Below are 16,970 nucleotides of genomic sequence, written 5' to 3' on the forward strand. Positions count from 1 at the left end.
AGTCGATGGATGAATGAATGAACGGGCTGCGGCTTCAGCGCGCAGCGGGACGCTCGCGCGACAGGAACCGCCGCAGGCCGTCCTTCGCCTCGTCGCTGGTGAAGGCGCGCTGGCCCAGCACGGCTTCGCGGCGGAAGGCCTCGTCGAACGGCAGGTGGCCGAGCGTGAGCGCCGCCTCCTTGATGACCGACACGGCCACCCGCCCCTTCTGCGCGAGGCCGCGCGCGTAGCCAAGCGCCACCGCCTCGAGCTGGTCCGGCGGCACCACGCGGTTCAGCAGGCCCATCTCGGCGAGACGGCCCGCCGGAAAGCGTTCGGCCGTGAGCATGAGTTCCATGGCCAGCGCATAGGGAATCTGGCGAACCAGCCGCACCAGCGTGCCGCCGGCCGGCGTGAAGCCCAGAGAGGCCTCGGGCAGCGCAAACACCGCGGTGTCGGACGCGACGCGGATGTCCGCGGCCAGCATGATCTCGAAGCCCCCGCCCATGCACAGCCCGTTGATCGCGGCCACCACCGGCTTGTGGAAGCCCGGCTGCTTGATGTGGGCGCCGTCCCATTCGGAGATGTCGAAGCGCCCCTCGGCCAGCGCCGGGATCGATTCGCCGAGGTCGGCGCCGACGCAGAACGCGCGCTCGCCGTTGCCGCCGAGCAGCACCACGCGCACCGCCTCGTCGTCGTTCGCGCGTGCGAAGGCCTGCGCGAGTTCGTCGTACATCGCGAGGGTCAGCGCGTTGAGCTTCTCGGGGCGGTCGAAGCGCACGTGCGCGATGCCGTCGCCGTCCACCGCATAGGTGATGCCGCCGGCGCCCATCAGATCACGCCCTCGGCCAGGTAGCGGTCGTAGTCTTGCGCGGCCACGCGCAGCCAGCCCTTGAGCACGATCTCGTTGTGCTCGCCGAAGGCCGGCGCGCTGCCCACCGCGCGCACCGGCGTGGCGGAGAGTTTCATCGGGCTGCCGAACGCCTGCACCCGTGCGCCGTCGACCTGCGTCGGCACGAACATCTCGCGCGCCGCCAGATGGGGGTCGGCCACCACCTCGGCGATGGTCTTGATGGGGGTCACCGGGATCGTGTCGCCGGCCATGGCCTCGAGCTCGGCCTTGGTGTGCCGCGCGCACCAGCCCTGCACGATCGGCTGCACCCGGCGCGCATAGGTCGCGGGGTCGAAGCGCTTCTCCATGGTGTCGATCTCGGGGTCGCTCACCAGCGCGGGCTCGCCGAAGATCCGGCAGGCCTCGCGCCAGAACTTGTCGGTGTAGGCGCCGAAGAAGACGAAGCCGTCCTTGCAGGCGTACTGCCCGTAGGGCCGCACGAACGGATGGTCGTTGCCCAGCGGCTCGCCGACCACGCCGTCCACCGTGTAGTTGACGACTGCATGTTCCGTCAGCGTCACCACCGCGTCCTGCTGGGCCACGTCGACCCACTGGCCTTCGCCGGTCTGCCGCGCATGCATCACCGCGGACAGCGCGGCGATCGCCGCATAGAACGACGCCGACAGGTCGCCGATGATGGTGCCCACGCGCAGCGGCGCCTTGCCCTTCTCGCCGTTGATGGACCACAGCCCGCCGGTGGCCTGCGCGCTGTTGTCGTAGGCCGGCCGCCGCGAGTTCGGTCCGGTCTGGCCGAAGCCGCTGATCGACACGTACACCAGCCGCGGGTTGCATGGCTTCAGCGCCTCGTAGCCGAGCCCCATGCGCTCCATCGTCCCGGGGCGGAAGTTCTCCACCAGCATGTCGGCCTTGCCCACGAGGTCGCGCAGCAGCGCCCGGCCCTGCTCCGACTTCAGGTCGAGGCTCACGCCGAGCTTGTGGCGGTTGTACTGCGCGAAGAAGGCGCTCGCACGGCCGTTCTCGCCCTGCACGAACGGCGGAAAGGTGCGCACGTAGTCGGGCTCGGCCGGGTTCTCGACCTTGATCACCGTGGCCCCCAGGTCGGCCAGCATCATGGTGCAGTAGGGACCGGCCACCACGCGGGTGACGTCGATCACCACCAGGCCGCGCAGCGGCCCGTCGCCGAGCGGAAGCTGCATAGATTCAGTACTCACTTGTGTGTTCTCCGTTTGCATTCGTTGGCTGCCGTGTGCGGGCTCAGGCGGTGGCGGTGGATGTCGTCTCCGAGACCGCGCCGCGCTCGATGTGCAGGGTGCGGCTCTGCACCGCGTCCAGCAGCGCCGCGTTCGATTCCGTCACCACCACGCACAGGGTCGGGTGCGACACGCGCAGGGCGCGCAGCGCGTCGCCGTACTGCCGTGCCAGCGCGGGGGCCAGGCCCTGGAAGGGTTCGTCGAGCAGCACGAAGCGCGCACCGACCACGAGGGCGCGCGCGAGCGCGACGATCTTTCCCTGCCCGCCCGACAGGGCCGCGCCCGAGCGCTGAAGCATCGGCTCGAGCTGCGGCACGTTGGCCAGCACGGCGTCGATGCGGCGCTGTATCTCGTGCCTCGGCAGCCGGAGCACCTCGCATGGCAGCGCGATGTTCTGGGCCACGCTCAGCGTCGGCAGGATCACCCGGTCTTCCGGCGCATAGCCGAAGCCGGCCGCCGCGCGGCGCGATGCGGGGCTGCGCGTGATGTCCTCGCCGTCGAGGAGGATGCGCCCGGAGCGCGGCGCCACCAGGCCCATGATGGCGCGCAGCAGCGTGGTCTTGCCCGCGCCGTTGCGGCCCACCACGGCCACCGTCTGGCCCGGCGCGAGTTGCAGGTCGACGCCGCGCAGCACCGCGTGGCCCGCCAGGTCGATGTTCATCGATTCGATGCGCAGCATCAGCGGCCTCCCTGTCCTGCACGTTCGCCCAGCACCTCGCTGCGCACCAGCGGATCGGCGAACACCTGTTCGGGCGCGCCGTCGGCCGCGATGCGCCCGTCGATCCACGCGGCCACGCGCGTGGCGTAGCGGCGGACGATCTCGACGTCGTGCTCGACGAACCAGCTCGTGACCTTGCGCTGCTGCAGCGCGTGCATCAGCGTGCGCATCACGCCGTGCTTGTCCTCGGACGAGACCCCGCTGGTCGGCTCGTCCATGATGACCAGCTTGGGCTCGAGCATCAGCGCGATGCCCACGTCGAGCAGCTTGCGGCGCCCCTCGGGCAGCACGGCGGTCGGGGCGTCGGCATGGTCGCCGAGTTCCACCAGTTCCAGCATCTCGGCCACCGCACGCTGGTCGGCCGCGCGCGACAGCGGGGTCCAGCGCGACAGCACGCCGCGCCGGCTGACCGAGGCCAGCTCCAGGCACTGCCGCACCGTGTGGTCGAGGAACAGCTGCGGCAGCTGGAACGACCGCCCCACGCCCAGCCGGGCGATCTGGCGCGGGCCCTGGCGCGTGATGTCGAGGCCCTCGAACAGCACCCGGCCGCTGCTGGGCTTGATGTAGCCGGTGCAGATGTTGATGAAGGTGGTCTTGCCCGCGCCGTTGGCGCCGATCACCGCGAGGTGCTCGCCGCGCGCCAGCGAGAAGTCGATGCCGTCGGCGGCGGTGATGCCGCCAAAACGCAGGGTCAGCCCTTCGGTGCGCAGCAGTTCATCGGGGGTCGATGCGTTCATCGGGCCTCCTGGGGCAAGGGTTGCCGCGGCGCACGCCGGCGCCAGCCGACGATGCCCTGCGGCGCGAAGAAGATCACCGCGATCAGCGTGGCGCCGAGCAGGATCTGCCAGGCGTTGGTGAAGTACGCCGCCGCCGCGAGCTTGATGAGTTCGAACACCGCCGCTCCCAGGAAGGCGCCCGCGGCATGGCCCGAGCCGCCCAGGATGGCGATGAACACGTACTCGCCCGAGCGGATCCAGTAGCCGCTCTCGGGCGTGACCAGGCTCTGCACCAGCGCCAGCAGCGCACCGGCGAGCCCCACCAGTCCGGCCGACAGCACGTAGCCCTCGGCCAGCACCATGCGCGCCGACAGGCCGATGTACTCCAGGCGGGTCTCGTTGGTGCGGATGGCCAGCATCACCTGCCCCGACGAGGACACGAAGTAGCGCTGCACCGCCCATGCGACCGCCACGGCGAGCGCCAGCGTCAACACCAGCATGGCCAGCTCGAACTGGCCGCGCTCCAGTGCCATGCCCAGCAGCGCGGGCCGCTCGAAGCGCAGGCCGTCGGTGCCGCCGGTCCAGCCGTAGAGCTTGCCGGCCAGCGAGAAGAGCACCATGGAGAGCCCCAGGTTCAGCATGCCGAAGAAGATGCCGCGGTAGCGCGACACGAAGGCAGCCACGACAGCGCCGATGGCCAGGCTCGCCACCACGCCCGCGGCCACGGCCACGAGGCCGTCGGCACCGGGAAAGGCGCGCACCGTGAACGCGGTGGCGTAACCGCCGATGGCCGCGTACATGGCATGGCCGAACGACACCTGGCCGGCGCGCATCAGCACCGTCAGCCCGAGGGCGGCGAGGCCGAAGCACAGGAAGGTGATGATCGGCATGCGCGACCAGGGCAAGGCCCAGCCGGCGCCCAGCATCAGGACAACGGCGGCCGCGACGGCCGCGATGGAGGTGGTCCTGCGCATCAGATCCTCCGGGCCGCGGTGACGGAGAAGAGCCCGTGCGGGCGCACCAGCAGCACCGCCACCATCATCAGGTAGGGCATGACCACCTCGAGCTCGGGCAGCGTGTACACCGCCAGCGAGCGCGCCATGCCGATCAGCACCGAGGCCACCAGCGCGCCGGTGATCTGCCCGAGCCCCGCCGTGGCGATGACCGCGAACGAGGTCACGATCATCTCGGCGCCCAGGCCGGGCACGAACGAGGTCATGGGCACCGACAGTGCACCGCCCAGCGCGCCGAGCGCACCCGCGAGCGCGAAGGTCAGCGTGCCGACGCGCGCCGCGTTGATGCCCAGCGCGGTGGCCGTCTCGCGGTGATGGATGACCGCCACGATCTGCCGCCCCGCCGTCGAGTGGCGCAGCAGGAACTGCAGGCCCGCGTAGGCGACCAGCGCCACGCCGGGAATGAAGGCCAGCTGGTAGTTCATGAAGGTCACGCCCAGCAGGTCGGTGGTGCCCAGCCGCGTGGCGAGGTCGCCCGCGTTGACCGGCGTGGCGCCCCACACCATGCGCTGCACGTCCTCCAGCATCATGAAGGCGGCGAAGGTGACGAGCAGCTGCAGCACCGGATCGCGGTCCTGGAAATGCCGCAGCAGTCCGCGCTCGAGCAGCGCGCCGAGGCAGCCGCCGACCACCGCGGCAGCCACGAACAGCGAGCCCACCAGCACCACGGCCGAGGCCGTGTGCGGCAGCAACCACGCCAGCAGGCTCGCGGCGCTGTAGCCGCCGAAGGCATAGAGGCTGCCGTGCGCCACGTTGATGACGCCGAAGACTCCGCAGATCAGGGTCAGCCCCAGCGAGATGAGAAACAGCAGGCCGGCGTACGACAGTCCGTCGACGGTGGCCAGCAGCAGGAGATTCAGTTCCATGAACGACGGGTTCCTCGTGCAAGCGGCTTCAGTCGCCCACGCGGCGGATCTGCGGGTTCTTCAGCAGCGCGGGCTTGAGCGTCTTCACCCACTCGGCGGACTTCTGGCCCACCGGCGGCGTGAGGATGTCGGCCGGATAGAACGAGAGCTGGCGCGCGACCGGGAACGGCTGCGAGGCGTCCTTGGCGGTCACGCCGTAGAGCTGGCCCTGCAGCGCCTGGCCGTCCTCGCGCAGCCTGATGGGTCGCGACAGCCCGCGGTACTCCAGCTTGCGCAGCGTGGTGGCGAGCTGCTCGGTGGTGGGCCACTGGCCCTTGTTGTCGGCCAGTGCCTGCTTGTAGGCGCCGGTGGCGGCCTTCAGCGCCTGGATCATGTGATAGACCGCGAAGTTCGGGTATGCGCCGGTGCGCTTCTTGAACTTCTGCACGAAGGCGCGCGCCTCGGGGTCGTTCGCGAACTCCGGGTCCGCGAAGTAGCCGTCGCCGACGAAACCGACGATCACGCCGGGCGGCACCGCGTCGCCGAGCCGCTCGAGCGACGAATCGGCCAGCGGCAGCACGAACTGCGACGACTTCAGCAGACCGCGCTGCGAGGCCTGCCTCAGGAAAGTGTCGAGGTCGCCGCCCCACGCGGTGGACAACACCACGTCGGGCCGCAGCGCCTGCAGCCGGGTGACCTCGGCGGAAAAGTCGGACGCGCCGAACTTGGGAAACAGCTCGGCCACGATCTTCACGTCGGGCTTGAGCGCGAGCAGCGTGTTGCGGAAGATCTCCCACGAGTCGCGGCCCCAGGCGTAGTCCTGGTTCACCACCGCGAGCGTCTTGAAGTCGGGCTTGGTCTTCAGCAGGTGCAGCACGGCCGCCACCATTTCCATGGTGCCGTTGGGGCCCGTGCGAAACACGTACTTGTAGCGGCGCTCCTCGAGCACCTTCTCGGTGGAGCACTCCCAGAGGATGTTGATGACCTTGAGGTCTTCCGCCACCGGCGCCAGCGCGTTGCAGTAGCCGCTCGAGATGGCCGACAGCATGAGCTTCTCGCCCGGCTCCTGCGCGAGGCGGCGGTACTCGGATAGGAACTTGTCCGCCCCCTGCCCTTCGTCGATCCAGGTGGGGCTCAGCTTGGTGCCGTCGATGCCGCCGGCGGCGTTGAAGTCCTCGATCCACATGTCGGCGGCCGTCTTGGCGGGCGCGCCGAGCACCGAGGCCGGTCCGGTCATGAAGGTGCTCATGCCGAGCTTGATCTCGGCCGGGCGCTGGGGTTGGGCGATGGCGGTGGCGGCGAGGGCGAACGAGGCCGCGCCCCAAGCCACGAATCTGGCGAGCGATTTCACTTCGGTTGTCTCCTGTGGTCTCGCGCTGTTAATGTGCGAGTGCATGAATCATGTCGGTCAGGCCGCCGATCTCCTATGGATCGAAGCCACACGAATCGATCTTGTTTATGGGCGATTCATACAAGGCGCCGGCATTCGCGCCCTCGGCATCAGGGTTAGCACCGATCTTTTGCATCCAGGAAGATGCGCTTTGGGAGGAGTTCTTCGAACATGACGGAAAACGGAACGCAAGACGTGTCGCTGGCGGCCGGCGAACTGCAGTCGGAGCTGCTCGCCATGCTCCAGCGCAATGCCGGCACGCGCGAATTCGACGAGATGCTCGAGCGCGTGGAGGCCGGCGTGCCCGACCCGGCCCGGCGCGCGCAGCTGGCCGGCAGCGTGCGCGCCGCGATGGCGGTCTGCGAGCAGCTGACGCTGCAGCAGCGCCGCGAGCGCGGCCTGCTGGTGGTGCTGGAAAGCGCGCACGACCTCACCTCGATCCGCGACCTCGAGCTGGTGCTGCAGGCCATCGTGCGGCGCGCACGGCAGATCTTCGCGTCCGACATCGGCTACCTGACGAACTTCGATCGCGTGCGCAACGACTTCTACATCCGCGCGACCGAAGGCGCGATCTCCGAGCGCTTCAAGAACGTGCGCGTGCCGCCGGACCACGGCATCTGCGGCCACGTGCTCAAGCACAAGACGCCGTACCACAGCACCGACTACCTGACCGACCAGGGCTTCGCGCACGAGCGCGGCATCGACCTTGCCATCAAGGACGAAGGGGTCGAGTCGCTGCTGGGCGCGCCGCTGATGGTGGGCAACCACTGCATCGGCGTGCTGTGCATCTGCGACCGCAAGCCCCGGCGCCATGCGCCCTGGGAGGTCGCGATGCTTTCAGCGCTGGCGGCGCAGGCCGCCGTCGCGATCGAGAACGCGCGGCTGTTCCAGGAAGCGCAGGTGGCGCTGCAGCGCGCCAGCGAGGCCAACGCCTCGCTGCACCGCCAAGCCGAGGAGACCCAGGCGGCGGCCGACGCACAGGAACAGATGACGAGGCTCGTCGCGCGCGGCTGCAGCCTCGTCGACATCCTCGACATGGTCGGCACGATGCTCGGCGGCCACATCGTGCTGCTCGACGAAGCCGGACAACCCACGCAGCGCGCCGCCGCCTCGCCCGCGCACCTCGCCGGCGGACTGAACGAGCTGCTGGGCCGCACCGAGGTCCAGGACCTGGTGCACGCGGCGCTGATCGAAGGACGCCGCAGCGGCGTTTCGCAGGCGATCGACGGCGGACCGGCGCGGCACCTTCGCGTGGCGACGCTGATGGGCGCCGACCGGCTGCTGGGCGCCATCCTGATGCTGTCGGACCGCGCGATGAGCGCCACCGAGATCCGCACCTTCGAGCGGGGCGCGCTGGTGGCGGGCGTGGTGCTGCTGTCGCAGGAGCGCAGCGAGCTGGAGGTGAGCAGCGAATCGGCGGCGACCATCCGCGCCCTGGTGAGCTGGCAGCAGGAATCGCTCGCGGCGTTGCAGTTGCGGGCCCAGCCGCTGGGGCTGGACCTGAAGCTGGCCCTGCGCATGATCGTGCTCGCCGTGGAAGACCGGCACATCGAATACGCATTGCGCCGCATGCGCCCGGCCGTGGCGCGCGGCACGCTGCTCGAGGAATTCGAAGGCTTCATCGTCGCCGTCTGCCCGGATGCGGGCGCCGAGGCGTTGCAGTCGGCGCTGCAGGGCGCGCTGCTGTCGGACGCGCGCCTCGGCGCGATCGGCGTGGTGTCCGGGCCCGTGTCGCAGGTCGACCTGCTGCCCGAGAGCTTCCGCGCGCTCAAGCGCGGCATCGACATCCTGCGCGCGCTGGGCCGATCGCACGAGCTGGTGCCCGAAGCGACGCTGACGATGTATTCGATGCTGTTCGAGCAGCGGCGAGCGGCCGACGTGGCGGGCTTCATCGAGGCGACCGTCGGCGGCCTCGTGCAGCAGGACCGGCGCCGCGGCACCGACCTCGCGGGCACGCTGCTCGCCTACCTCGAGCACGCGCAGAACGCGAAGGCCACCGCCGATTCGCTGCAGATCCACGTCAACACGCTGCGCCAGCGGCTGGAGACCATCGACGAACTTCTGGCGGGCTGGCGCCAGGGCGGGCGCTTCCTGGAGCTGCACGTGGCGCTGCGCATGCACATGCTGCGCCAGGGCGTCCAGGCGCTGGCGCCAAGGCGGGGAACGGCCGACGCCTGAATGGGCGGTGGCGCCGCCGCGCCGCCTGCCATCAGCCCGGGATGTCCGGCTCCACCAGCTGCGCCAGCGCGACCAGCGATTCCTGCCAGCCCAGGTAGCACATCTCGACCGGGATCATCTCGGGGATGCCTTCCTGCACGACCGACATGTCCGTGCCGCAGGACACCGCGGTCAGCGTCACCGTGGTCTTCATGGTGCCCGGCAGGTTGGGGTCGTCGAAGGCCGCGTCGTAGGCGATGCGCTGGCCGGGAACGAGCTCCAGGTACTTTCCGCCGAACGAGTGGCCGTGGCCGGTGCCGAAGTTGGTGAACGACATCCGCCATGCACCGCCGACCACGGGGTCCATCGCATGGACCTTGCCGACGAAGCCGAAGGGGGGCAGCCAGCGCTCGAACGCGCCGGGCTCGACGAATGCACGGTAGAGACGCTCCGGCGGGCAGCGAAGCACGCGGTGCAGGCGGACGGTGTTGGTGGCCATGGTTGCTTTCTCCTGAAGAACAGAGGACGACCCTCTTTACGTACGTCGAACGAGCCTGCTGAAAATCGACACGGCTGGAGACAAGTGAAAACCCTGGCTCGCGCAATGCAGGCGGCAGACGGCCCACCCATGCCGGTCCGCTACGGCAGGTCGACCTGGATCCAGGCGGGCGCGTGGTCGCTCGCACCCGGGCGCCCTCTCACGTCGCGGTCCACGCCGGCCGAACGCAGCATCGGCGCGAGTTCGGCATTCAGCAGAAAGTGGTCGATGCGAAGGCCGGCATCGCGCGGATAGCGGTTGCGCCAGTAGGTCCAGAAGGTGTACGGCACACGGTCCGGATGGCAATGGCGGATCGCGTCCGTCCAGCCCTGCTTGAGCAAGCGCGCGAATGCCGCACGGCTCTGCGGCTGCAGCAGCGCGTCCTCGCGCCAGGACGCCGGGTTGTAGATGTCGTCGTCGGTCGGAACGACGTTGTAGTCGCCCGCAAGGACCACGGGCATGCCGCTCGCGAAGAGCTTCTTCGCATGCCTGTTGAACGCCTCGAACCACTGCAGCTTGTAGTCGAACTTCGGCCCCGGCTGGGGATTGCCGTTGGGCAGGTAGAGACAGCCCACCAGCACGCCGTCGACCACTGCCTCGATGTAGCGGCTCTGCGTGTCGGCCTCCATGCCCGGCAGGCCGCGCCCGGTCTCGATCGGCTCGCGCCCGCGCGCGAGGATGGCCACGCCGTTCCACGCGCGCTGCCCGTGGGCCACCACGCCGTAGCCCGCCTTGCGGATCGCGTCGAGCGGCAGCTTCTCGTCGGGCGACTTGAGTTCCTGCAGGCAGGCGACATCGGGCTTCGATTGCGCAAGCCATTCGAGCAGCCGCTCAAGGCGGCTGCCGATGCCGTTGACGTTGAATGTGGCGATCTTCATCGTGGGCGAGGGGTCCGGCAGCACGCACCGGATGGACCCGTCAGGTCGTAAAGGAGAAGACAGCCGGGATCATGCGCCGCACGAGGCCGGCTGCGGCGTCGGACAAGGCGCTCCCCTCGGTATCGCCAACGGCAAACGGTAGCCACCTCGATGGCCGAGCCCCGCCCCGATGCGTTTTCGGGCTGTCAATCGAAGGTTTCGGCATGGATTCCGACAAATTTGCCGCAAGAAGACCGCTAAAGTGCTGGGCGCGCGCTTCAGCCTGCAAGTCACTGCATAACGCCTCCAACCGATGACAACTTTCCGCCTCACTTCGTCTTCGAATCCTCGTCCCGCCCAGGCGATGCCGCCCGGCCGCTCGCCATGCCGCGACGCGGCACCCGCGAAGCCTTCGCTGGCCGGGACGCTGGAGTCCGAGGTGCATGCCGGAGGTTGGGAATTCCGCTATTGCCTGGCGGCGTCCGAACAGATGGTCTCGGGCTTCGCCGAGATCCACTGCAATGGCGAGCCCTACTTCGAGTTGCCGATCTTCGAGCCGCAGGCCAACGCGCTCGCCTCCATCGACCTGCTGCGAGAACAATGCCTCGCATGGATCGAGGCCCGCGCTGCAGTGCCCGCCCGCCCCTCTGCGGACGAGGCCTGAGCACGTCGTGACCCGCGTTCTCGACCCGATGCCCGTCATGTGGAAGCCGGACCGTCCGATCGAAGTGGAGGGCCGCATCCTTTCGGACGAAGAGGCCTGGTGGTTCGAGTTCACCACCGAGTTCTACGCGCTCACGCGCGGTGAGATCGACGACGAGTGGCTGGCGGCATTGACCGCGACGCTCTACCAGCGCAACGGCGACGCCAACCCCAAGTGGTCGGCCGGCGTCGTGTACGAACTGCTCCAGATGCAGATCGGCGACAGCGCGGCGGACGAGCAGCACATGTCGCCGTGGACGCCGTCGCGGCACTGAGCGAGACGATCACCGTCGAACATCGCGCACTCCGGGAATCGGATGCGCCCGGTCGGACGCACCCCGACCCACTCGCAGCCCGCGCCGTGGCCCCACACGCTGGCGGCCTCGCCTTCGTCGCCTGAAGCGGCGAACCGGATTCCCCGGAACCATCGCTGCCGTCGGGCTCTGCGGCCGATGCAGGCTGCAGCCTAAAGTTTTAGCCGGAACTGCCGATAGACGCTCGTTGCAGCGCGCCCGCGCACGCAACGCATCCCTCCACTTCTTCGCTGCGGCGCGAGGCCCCGGCTTTATCCGACACAGACAATGACGCTCTCCCAACACCGTCCCTCTCACCTGAAGCTGGCCCTGCTGGGCGGCCTGATGCTCACGCTCTCCGCCTGTGGCGGCGGCGGTGGCGGCAACGCCAACGGCCTGTTCATGGCCTTTCCGACGACCCCGACGACTCCCACCACGCCGAACACCCCGGCAGCACCTGCTGCACCGGCCGACCAGGGAACGCCTGGCGCCCCGCCGGCGCCTGCGGCCAGCTACAAGGTCGGCGGCACGGTCTCGGGCCTGCTCGGCACGGGCCTGGTGCTGCAGAACAACGCGGGCGACGACATCGCCATTTCGGCCGACGGCAGCTTCGTGTTTCCCACCAAGGTCGCCGATGCCGCGGGCTACGCGGTGACGGTCAAGACGCAGCCGCGCATCCTCACGCGCGAATGCACCGTGACGAACGGCAGCGGCACCGTGGCCGCAGCGGCGGTCACCGCCGTGGCCGTGGTCTGCGCGCCGCCGGCCGCACGCTTCGCCTACGTGGTCAACGAGAGTGACTCCACCGTGTCTGCGTTCTCCATCGACCAGGGCACCGGCGAACTCACGTCCGTCGGCGCAGCCATCGCCAGCGGTACGACAGCCGCACCCCGCGCCATGGCGGTGCACCCGCTCGGCAAGGCTGCGTACGTGCTCGGCTCGTCCGCCAGCAACATGCGGCAGTTCAGCATCGACCCGGCAACGGGCGCGCTGACGCCCATGGCCACGCCGGTGGTCACGACAGGCCTGGGGCCCGAGTCGATCGCGGTCGAGCCCACCGGCCGCTTCGCCTACGTGGTCAACAAGAACTCGCAGCAGCTGATGACCTACAGCATCGATCCCGTCACCGCCGCGCTGACGTTCGAGGGCGCGGGCACCTACGGCACGGGCACCGCACCGACCTCGGTCGCCATCGACGCGCTGGGCCGCTACATCTATATCGCCAACAGCGGCAGCGACACCATTTCGGTCTTCTCGATCGACAGCAGCACCGGCCTTCCGGGCGGCAACAGCTTCGTGAGCACCTTGAAGCCCGAGTTCATCGCCATCGATCCGTCCGGCAAGTACCTCTATGCAACGAGTGCGACGAGCAACACCGTGACGACCTTCGCGATCGGCCTCACCGGCGCCCTCACGCAGATCGACGGAAGGTCCGGCGCGCCCGCCTCGGCACTCACCAGCATGGCGCTGTCCCCGAACGGCCAGTTCGCCTACGCGACCGATCTCGGCGGTGCGGGCCTGCAGGTGTTCCAGGTCGACGGGCTCACCGGCCTGCTGGGCCCTGCCGTCTCGGGCACGACACTCGACAGCGCGCCGACGTCGGTCGTCGTCGCGCCGCAGGGCAAGTTCGCCTACATCGCGAACCTGGGCAGCAACAAGGTGTTCGCCTACCGGCTCGACGCGATGACCGGCCTGCCGAGCAGCGGGACCTCGCAGCCGACGGGCGTGGGCCCGCGTGCCGTGGTTCTCTCTCGATAAGGCATCCGGGCAGGATCCCGGCGCGGACCCTGCCCGTGGAAGTCCGCGCCGGCGTCCCCGGACAGTTGCGGCTCAGGACACGACCTGGTAGTACAGGTTCTGCGGATGCTTCGCCTGCGCGAAGAAGAACCAGCGCTCGGCCAGCAGGCCCGGCGCCTGCACCGCGACCGCCAGCAGCCACGGCCATGCCGCGGCGCTGGCGATGCCGAACACCGCCAACGCGGCGGGCAGCGCGAAGGCCAGCAGCAGGAAGGCCAGTTTCACGTTGCCGAGCATGGCGCGTGTGGCGCCATGGAAGAACTCGCGCGTATTGAACGAGCCGGCCGACATGCCCATCGATTTCTGCACCAGCTTGTGCGTGCGGATGCCGGTGGCCGACTGCAGCGTCGACTTGTGGCGCAAGCGCGCATTGCGCCTCAGCGCTCCGCTGCGTGCACCCCAGGCGGCCAGCGTGGCAACGAAGGCCCACGGGCCGAAGAACTGCACGAAATGCGCCTCGCCCCACAGCGCGGCCAGCGCGCAGGCCAGCACCAGTCCCGACGACAACCCGATCAGCGTGAAGTTGACCACCGTCAGCGGATGCGCCCACTCCTCGATGAAGCGCAGGCAGGCGTAGATCATCGCGGTGCAATACCAGAGCAGAACGGCGCCGCACAGCACGAGCAGCGGCAGCAGCCATGTCCACGGCGCGCCGGCACCGAAGCGCAGCGACACGCTCCACAGCGCCACCAGCGCGATGAAGGCGGGCAGCACGATCACCTCGCGCGACATCCACGAGGTACGCCACATCAGCACCGCACGCCAGGCGCGCATCTTGCGCCCCAGGTGCAGGAACGACGCGGCCAGCCCCGCCACCAGCAGCACCTCGGCCACGCCGAGCGCGATGCCGACGAAGCCCGGCGCCAGCGCCAGGCCGAACAGGGCGGCCAGCGCCAGCGCGAACACCAGCCCCTGCGCAGCGCCGGCCAGCGTGGTGAAGAAAAGAATGGAGAACGCGGGATGCATGCGTCTACTCCTGTGCGCCGGCCGCCGGCGTGATGTGACGCGGCAGGTACTGGTTGGCCGGGCTGGTTTCCCACTCGGGCATGAGCTGGTAGCCGCCGCGTTCGCGGATCGCTTTCGACACGTCGGAATCCGGGTCCTTCACGTCGCCGAAGATGCGCGCGCCGGTCGGGCAGGCCTTCACGCAGGCGGGCTTGCGGTCTTCCTTGGGCAGCTGCTCGTCATAGATGCGGTCCACGCACAGCGTGCACTTGGTCATGACCTGGCGTTCCTCGTCGAGCTCGCGCGCGCCGTAGGGGCAGGCCCAGGCGCAGTACTTGCAGCCGATGCACTTGTCGTAGTCGACCAGCACGATGCCGTCCTCCTTGCGCTTGTAGCTCGCACCCGTGGGGCACACGGGCACGCACGGCGGGTCCTCGCAGTGCAGGCAGCTCTTGGGGAAGTGGATGGTCTCTGTGACCGGGAAGGCGCCCGCCTCGTAGGTCTGCACGCGGTTGAAGAAGGTGCCGGTGGGGCTGGCCGCGTAGGGCCGCTCGTCGGCGAGCGGGCCGGCGCTGCCGGAGGTGTTCCATTGCTTGCACGAGGTGACGCAGGCGTGGCAGCCGACGCAGACGTTGAGGTCGATGACAAGGGCGAGTTGCTTGGCCAATGTCTCGCCGGGCTCGGCGCGCACGGTATTGGCATGACTCCCTCCCCCTCTGGGGGAGGGCGGGGGTGGGGGCAAGCGGCCTCGAAGACCGCGAGATGTCGAAGGCCGGGAGCCCTCGTCCCAGCCTTTCCTCAAAGGGGCAAGTAGCCGGATGCCTAGTTCAGCGGCACAGCTTCTTCCATCTGCCGCACGTCCAGCGGCAGCACGCACAGCACTTTCCCGCCGAGCGTCAGCACCAGCCCGAGGCGTCCGCCCATCTGCATGATCTGGCAGACCGCGCGCGGCGCTGCATCCTTGGCGATCGCGGCCGGCACTGCAGCAGCCCGCGTCGGCGGCTGCCGCAGCATCGCGAACAGCACGCTCGCGTCGCACTCGGCCAGCGCCTGCCGGTACACGTGAAAGACCGCTTCCGGTGCGCCGTCGTTGTCGTCCGTGTCCTGCCGCAACCGCAGCAACGCGCGATGCAGTTGCTGCCGGCACGCCGCTTCGGTCCTGCCGCTGGCCTCGGCCATTTCCTTGAAGCTGGCTTCGAACACCTCGCGCAGCAGCACGGCCGCGCCATCGGCGGGCGACAGCCGCGCCGCCAGCAGGCGCAGTGCGCCGTGGGCCGACTGCGCTGTCGCCGCGTCGTCCTGCGCGGAGGGCGACGCGTCGGACGCGGCCTGCACTGCGGCGTCCTGCAGCCAGAGCTGCATCCGGTGCGCGCGCCGCAGCCGGTCGATGGCGATGTTCCGCATCACCGTTGTGAGCCAGGCCTGCGCAGCGTCGGGTGCCGCGCGGTCCCCGGCCTCCAATGCACGCAGGTAGCTGTCCTGCACCACGTCCTCGGCATCCGCCGGGCCGCCCAGCATGCGCGCCGCCGCGCGAACCAGCCGGCCTCGCAGTGCCGGGAATTGCGAGAGATAGTGTTCATCGAGCATCGGCGCAGCTTGCCATAGCCAGCAATGTCACGAAACTGCGGGCTTGTTCGTCAAGACAGTTCAACCACAGGAGCTTTCTTCATGCAGCCCACCATGTTCTCAATGGAATCGGAAGACGACACCAAGCCCGCTGCCACCGGCGAGCCGCGCAATTCCTACCTGGAGGAAAAGGCGTTCAAGTCGCGCACGCTGCTGATCTTCGGCAGCATCAGCGACTCGGTGGCCGCCGACGTGACGCGCCGGCTCATCGCACTCGACGCCGACAGCGCCGACAAGCCCATCGACATCCTCGTGAGCTCGCCCGGAGGGCACCTGGAGTCGGGCGATGCGATCCACGACATCGTGCGCTTCATCAGTGCGCCGGTGAACATGATCGGCACCGGCTGGGTGGGGAGCGCGGCCACGCACCTGTTCCTGGCCGCGCCGCGCGAGCGCCGCGTATGCCTTCCCAATACGCGCTTCCTGATCCACCAGCCCAGCGGCGGCGCGGGCGGCCAGGCGACCGACATCGCCATCCAGGCGCAGGAAATCATCAAAGCCCGGCTGCGCATCGCGCACGAGATCGCGCGCGAAACCGGCAAGCCGCTGGACGTGGTGATGGCCGACATCGAGCGCGACCGCTGGCTGTCGGCGGAGGAGGCCGTCGAGTACGGACTGGTCTCGCGCATCATCCAGCGCAAGACCGAGCTGAAGGGCTAGCTGTCGCGGCAAGGTATTGCTGCAATCGACCCGGAAATACTGCGGAACCGGCTTTGCCTGGACCGCAGGTGTTCCCCCGGCAGGGGCGACACGAAGTGCGCGACGCCCCGAATCAGGCCTTCGGTTTGTAGGCGACCACGTCGACCTCGACCTTGGCGTCGACCATCAGGCGGGCCTCGGTGGTCGAGCGCGCGGGCTTGTTCTCGCCGAAGTAGCTCATGTAGATGCGGTTGAACGCACCGAAGTCGCGCGCGTCCTGCAGCCACACGGTGCTCTTGCACACGTCGTCGAGGGTGGCGCCGGCCAGCGCGAGCACGGTCTTCAGGTTTTCCATCACCTGGCGCGTCTGCGCCTCGATGCCGCCCACCACGATCTCGCCGTTCTTGTCCGCCGGCACCTGGCCCGACACATAGATGAAGTCGCCGGCGCGCACGGCCGGGGAGAAGGGACGCACCTGGCGGTCGGAGGCGAGGGGAGGGGCGCCGAGGTATTCGAGGGGCATGGGAACTCCTTGTGAAGAAGAGAAGGGTCGGGAGAAGCGAGCCGCAAGTATCCATCCAATCTGAAAATCTATTTCAAATTTGCTTGCGATCAAGGGTTAACACGGATGATTTGGCATGGATAGTGCTTC

General features: G+C 69.1%; 18 protein-coding genes. 5 read left to right on the forward strand and 13 right to left on the reverse strand.

Annotated features, from left to right (window positions below; genetic code table 11):
* Positions 1-34: 34 nt before the first annotated feature.
* The 7 genes from AACL56_RS34210 to AACL56_RS34240 are packed head-to-tail and all read right to left on the reverse strand — an operon-like array spanning position 35 to position 6,725.
* Positions 35-811, reverse strand: a complete 777-nt coding sequence (locus AACL56_RS34210) for an enoyl-CoA hydratase/isomerase family protein (RefSeq protein WP_339095203.1) — start codon at positions 809-811, stop codon at positions 35-37.
* A complete protein-coding gene (locus AACL56_RS34215) occupies positions 811-2,043 on the reverse strand; it encodes a CoA transferase (RefSeq protein WP_339095205.1) in 1,233 nt (410 codons plus the stop codon). Before AACL56_RS34215 ends, AACL56_RS34210 begins: the two co-directional genes overlap by 1 nt.
* A 43-nt stretch (positions 2,044-2,086) precedes the next feature.
* A complete protein-coding gene (locus tag AACL56_RS34220) occupies positions 2,087-2,761 on the reverse strand; it encodes an ABC transporter ATP-binding protein (RefSeq protein WP_339095207.1) in 675 nt (224 codons plus the stop codon).
* Positions 2,761-3,537: an ABC transporter ATP-binding protein gene (locus AACL56_RS34225; protein WP_339095209.1), complete on the reverse strand. Its 777-nt coding sequence runs from the start codon at positions 3,535-3,537 to the stop codon at positions 2,761-2,763. Before AACL56_RS34225 ends, AACL56_RS34220 begins: the two co-directional genes overlap by 1 nt.
* Positions 3,534-4,490, reverse strand: coding sequence for a branched-chain amino acid ABC transporter permease (locus AACL56_RS34230; protein WP_339095211.1), 957 nt, complete (start codon positions 4,488-4,490; stop codon positions 3,534-3,536). The genes AACL56_RS34225 and AACL56_RS34230 overlap by 4 nt, the downstream gene beginning before the upstream one ends.
* Positions 4,490-5,395, reverse strand: a complete 906-nt coding sequence (locus AACL56_RS34235; protein WP_339095213.1) for a branched-chain amino acid ABC transporter permease — start codon at positions 5,393-5,395, stop codon at positions 4,490-4,492. The genes AACL56_RS34230 and AACL56_RS34235 overlap by 1 nt, the downstream gene beginning before the upstream one ends.
* A 28-nt stretch (positions 5,396-5,423) precedes the next feature.
* A complete protein-coding gene (locus AACL56_RS34240; protein ID WP_339095215.1) occupies positions 5,424-6,725 on the reverse strand; it encodes an ABC transporter substrate-binding protein in 1,302 nt (433 codons plus the stop codon).
* Positions 6,726-6,935: 210 nt separating this feature from the next.
* On the opposite strand from AACL56_RS34240, the gene AACL56_RS34245 reads away from it, so the two are divergent.
* Positions 6,936-8,942: a helix-turn-helix domain-containing protein gene (locus tag AACL56_RS34245; protein ID WP_339095217.1), complete on the forward strand. Its 2,007-nt coding sequence runs from the start codon at positions 6,936-6,938 to the stop codon at positions 8,940-8,942.
* 31 nt (positions 8,943-8,973) lie between these two features.
* Here AACL56_RS34245 and AACL56_RS34250 read toward each other — a convergent pair whose 3' ends face one another.
* Positions 8,974-9,420: an SRPBCC family protein gene (locus AACL56_RS34250; RefSeq protein ID WP_339095219.1), complete on the reverse strand. Its 447-nt coding sequence runs from the start codon at positions 9,418-9,420 to the stop codon at positions 8,974-8,976.
* Between the two features lie 140 nt (positions 9,421-9,560).
* Positions 9,561-10,337 carry an exodeoxyribonuclease III gene (locus tag AACL56_RS34255; RefSeq protein ID WP_339095222.1) on the reverse strand — a complete coding sequence of 259 codons (777 nt, stop codon included), beginning with the start codon at positions 10,335-10,337 and terminating at the stop codon, positions 9,561-9,563.
* A 292-nt stretch (positions 10,338-10,629) separates the two neighbouring features.
* Here AACL56_RS34255 and AACL56_RS34260 point away from each other — a divergent pair, with 292 nt between their 5' ends.
* From AACL56_RS34260 to AACL56_RS34270, 3 genes are all read left to right on the forward strand, one after another.
* Complete coding sequence (locus AACL56_RS34260) at positions 10,630-10,980, forward strand: hypothetical protein (RefSeq protein ID WP_339095224.1); 351 nt, start codon at positions 10,630-10,632, stop codon at positions 10,978-10,980.
* Between the two features lie 7 nt (positions 10,981-10,987).
* Complete coding sequence (locus AACL56_RS34265) at positions 10,988-11,293, forward strand: hypothetical protein (RefSeq protein ID WP_339095226.1); 306 nt, start codon at positions 10,988-10,990, stop codon at positions 11,291-11,293.
* Positions 11,294-11,599: 306 nt separating this feature from the next.
* A complete protein-coding gene (locus AACL56_RS34270) occupies positions 11,600-13,069 on the forward strand; it encodes a lactonase family protein (protein WP_339095227.1) in 1,470 nt (489 codons plus the stop codon).
* 72 nt (positions 13,070-13,141) lie between these two features.
* On the opposite strand, the gene AACL56_RS34275 is transcribed toward AACL56_RS34270, so the two are convergent.
* The 3 genes from AACL56_RS34275 to AACL56_RS34285 all read right to left on the reverse strand — a co-directional run bounded on the left by AACL56_RS34275 (position 13,142) and on the right by AACL56_RS34285 (position 15,640).
* Positions 13,142-14,074 carry a dimethyl sulfoxide reductase anchor subunit family protein gene (locus AACL56_RS34275; protein WP_339095229.1) on the reverse strand — a complete coding sequence of 311 codons (933 nt, stop codon included), beginning with the start codon at positions 14,072-14,074 and terminating at the stop codon, positions 13,142-13,144.
* A 4-nt stretch (positions 14,075-14,078) separates the two neighbouring features.
* A complete protein-coding gene (locus AACL56_RS34280) occupies positions 14,079-14,744 on the reverse strand; it encodes a 4Fe-4S dicluster domain-containing protein (RefSeq protein ID WP_339095231.1) in 666 nt (221 codons plus the stop codon).
* 131 nt (positions 14,745-14,875) lie between these two features.
* Complete coding sequence (locus tag AACL56_RS34285) at positions 14,876-15,640, reverse strand: sigma-70 family RNA polymerase sigma factor (RefSeq protein WP_339095233.1); 765 nt, start codon at positions 15,638-15,640, stop codon at positions 14,876-14,878.
* Positions 15,641-15,742: 102 nt separating this feature from the next.
* Here AACL56_RS34285 and AACL56_RS34290 point away from each other — a divergent pair, with 102 nt between their 5' ends.
* Positions 15,743-16,339: an ATP-dependent Clp protease proteolytic subunit gene (locus tag AACL56_RS34290; RefSeq protein WP_339095331.1), complete on the forward strand. Its 597-nt coding sequence runs from the start codon at positions 15,743-15,745 to the stop codon at positions 16,337-16,339.
* Between the two features lie 112 nt (positions 16,340-16,451).
* Here AACL56_RS34290 and AACL56_RS34295 read toward each other — a convergent pair whose 3' ends face one another.
* Positions 16,452-16,841: a RidA family protein gene (locus AACL56_RS34295; protein ID WP_339095235.1), complete on the reverse strand. Its 390-nt coding sequence runs from the start codon at positions 16,839-16,841 to the stop codon at positions 16,452-16,454.
* Positions 16,842-16,970: the final 129 nt, after the last annotated feature.

The sequence above is a fragment of the Variovorax paradoxus genome, from assembly GCF_902712855.1.
GTDB classification, from domain to species: Bacteria; Pseudomonadota; Gammaproteobacteria; order Burkholderiales; family Burkholderiaceae_C; genus Variovorax; species Variovorax paradoxus_Q.

What these genes read in the sequence shown, in the direction of transcription:
- AACL56_RS34245 (WP_339095217.1), top strand. Translation starts at nt 6,936, where the DNA reads ATGACGGAAAACGGAACGCAAGACGTGTCGCTGGCGGCCGGCGAACTG.
- AACL56_RS34260 (WP_339095224.1), top strand. Translation starts at nt 10,630, where the DNA reads ATGACAACTTTCCGCCTCACTTCGTCTTCGAATCCTCGTCCCGCCCAG.
- AACL56_RS34255 (WP_339095222.1), bottom strand. Translation starts at nt 10,337, where the DNA reads ATGAAGATCGCCACATTCAACGTCAACGGCATCGGCAGCCGCCTTGAG.
- AACL56_RS34295 (WP_339095235.1), bottom strand. Translation starts at nt 16,841, where the DNA reads ATGCCCCTCGAATACCTCGGCGCCCCTCCCCTCGCCTCCGACCGCCAG.
- AACL56_RS34210 (WP_339095203.1), bottom strand. Translation starts at nt 811, where the DNA reads ATGGGCGCCGGCGGCATCACCTATGCGGTGGACGGCGACGGCATCGCG.
- AACL56_RS34275 (WP_339095229.1), bottom strand. Translation starts at nt 14,074, where the DNA reads ATGCATCCCGCGTTCTCCATTCTTTTCTTCACCACGCTGGCCGGCGCT.
- AACL56_RS34230 (WP_339095211.1), bottom strand. Translation starts at nt 4,490, where the DNA reads ATGCGCAGGACCACCTCCATCGCGGCCGTCGCGGCCGCCGTTGTCCTG.
- AACL56_RS34290 (WP_339095331.1), top strand. Translation starts at nt 15,743, where the DNA reads ATGGAATCGGAAGACGACACCAAGCCCGCTGCCACCGGCGAGCCGCGC.
- AACL56_RS34225 (WP_339095209.1), bottom strand. Translation starts at nt 3,537, where the DNA reads ATGAACGCATCGACCCCCGATGAACTGCTGCGCACCGAAGGGCTGACC.
- AACL56_RS34235 (WP_339095213.1), bottom strand. Translation starts at nt 5,395, where the DNA reads ATGGAACTGAATCTCCTGCTGCTGGCCACCGTCGACGGACTGTCGTAC.
- AACL56_RS34270 (WP_339095227.1), top strand. Translation starts at nt 11,600, where the DNA reads ATGACGCTCTCCCAACACCGTCCCTCTCACCTGAAGCTGGCCCTGCTG.
- AACL56_RS34250 (WP_339095219.1), bottom strand. Translation starts at nt 9,420, where the DNA reads ATGGCCACCAACACCGTCCGCCTGCACCGCGTGCTTCGCTGCCCGCCG.
- AACL56_RS34220 (WP_339095207.1), bottom strand. Translation starts at nt 2,761, where the DNA reads ATGCTGCGCATCGAATCGATGAACATCGACCTGGCGGGCCACGCGGTG.
- AACL56_RS34285 (WP_339095233.1), bottom strand. Translation starts at nt 15,640, where the DNA reads ATGCTCGATGAACACTATCTCTCGCAATTCCCGGCACTGCGAGGCCGG.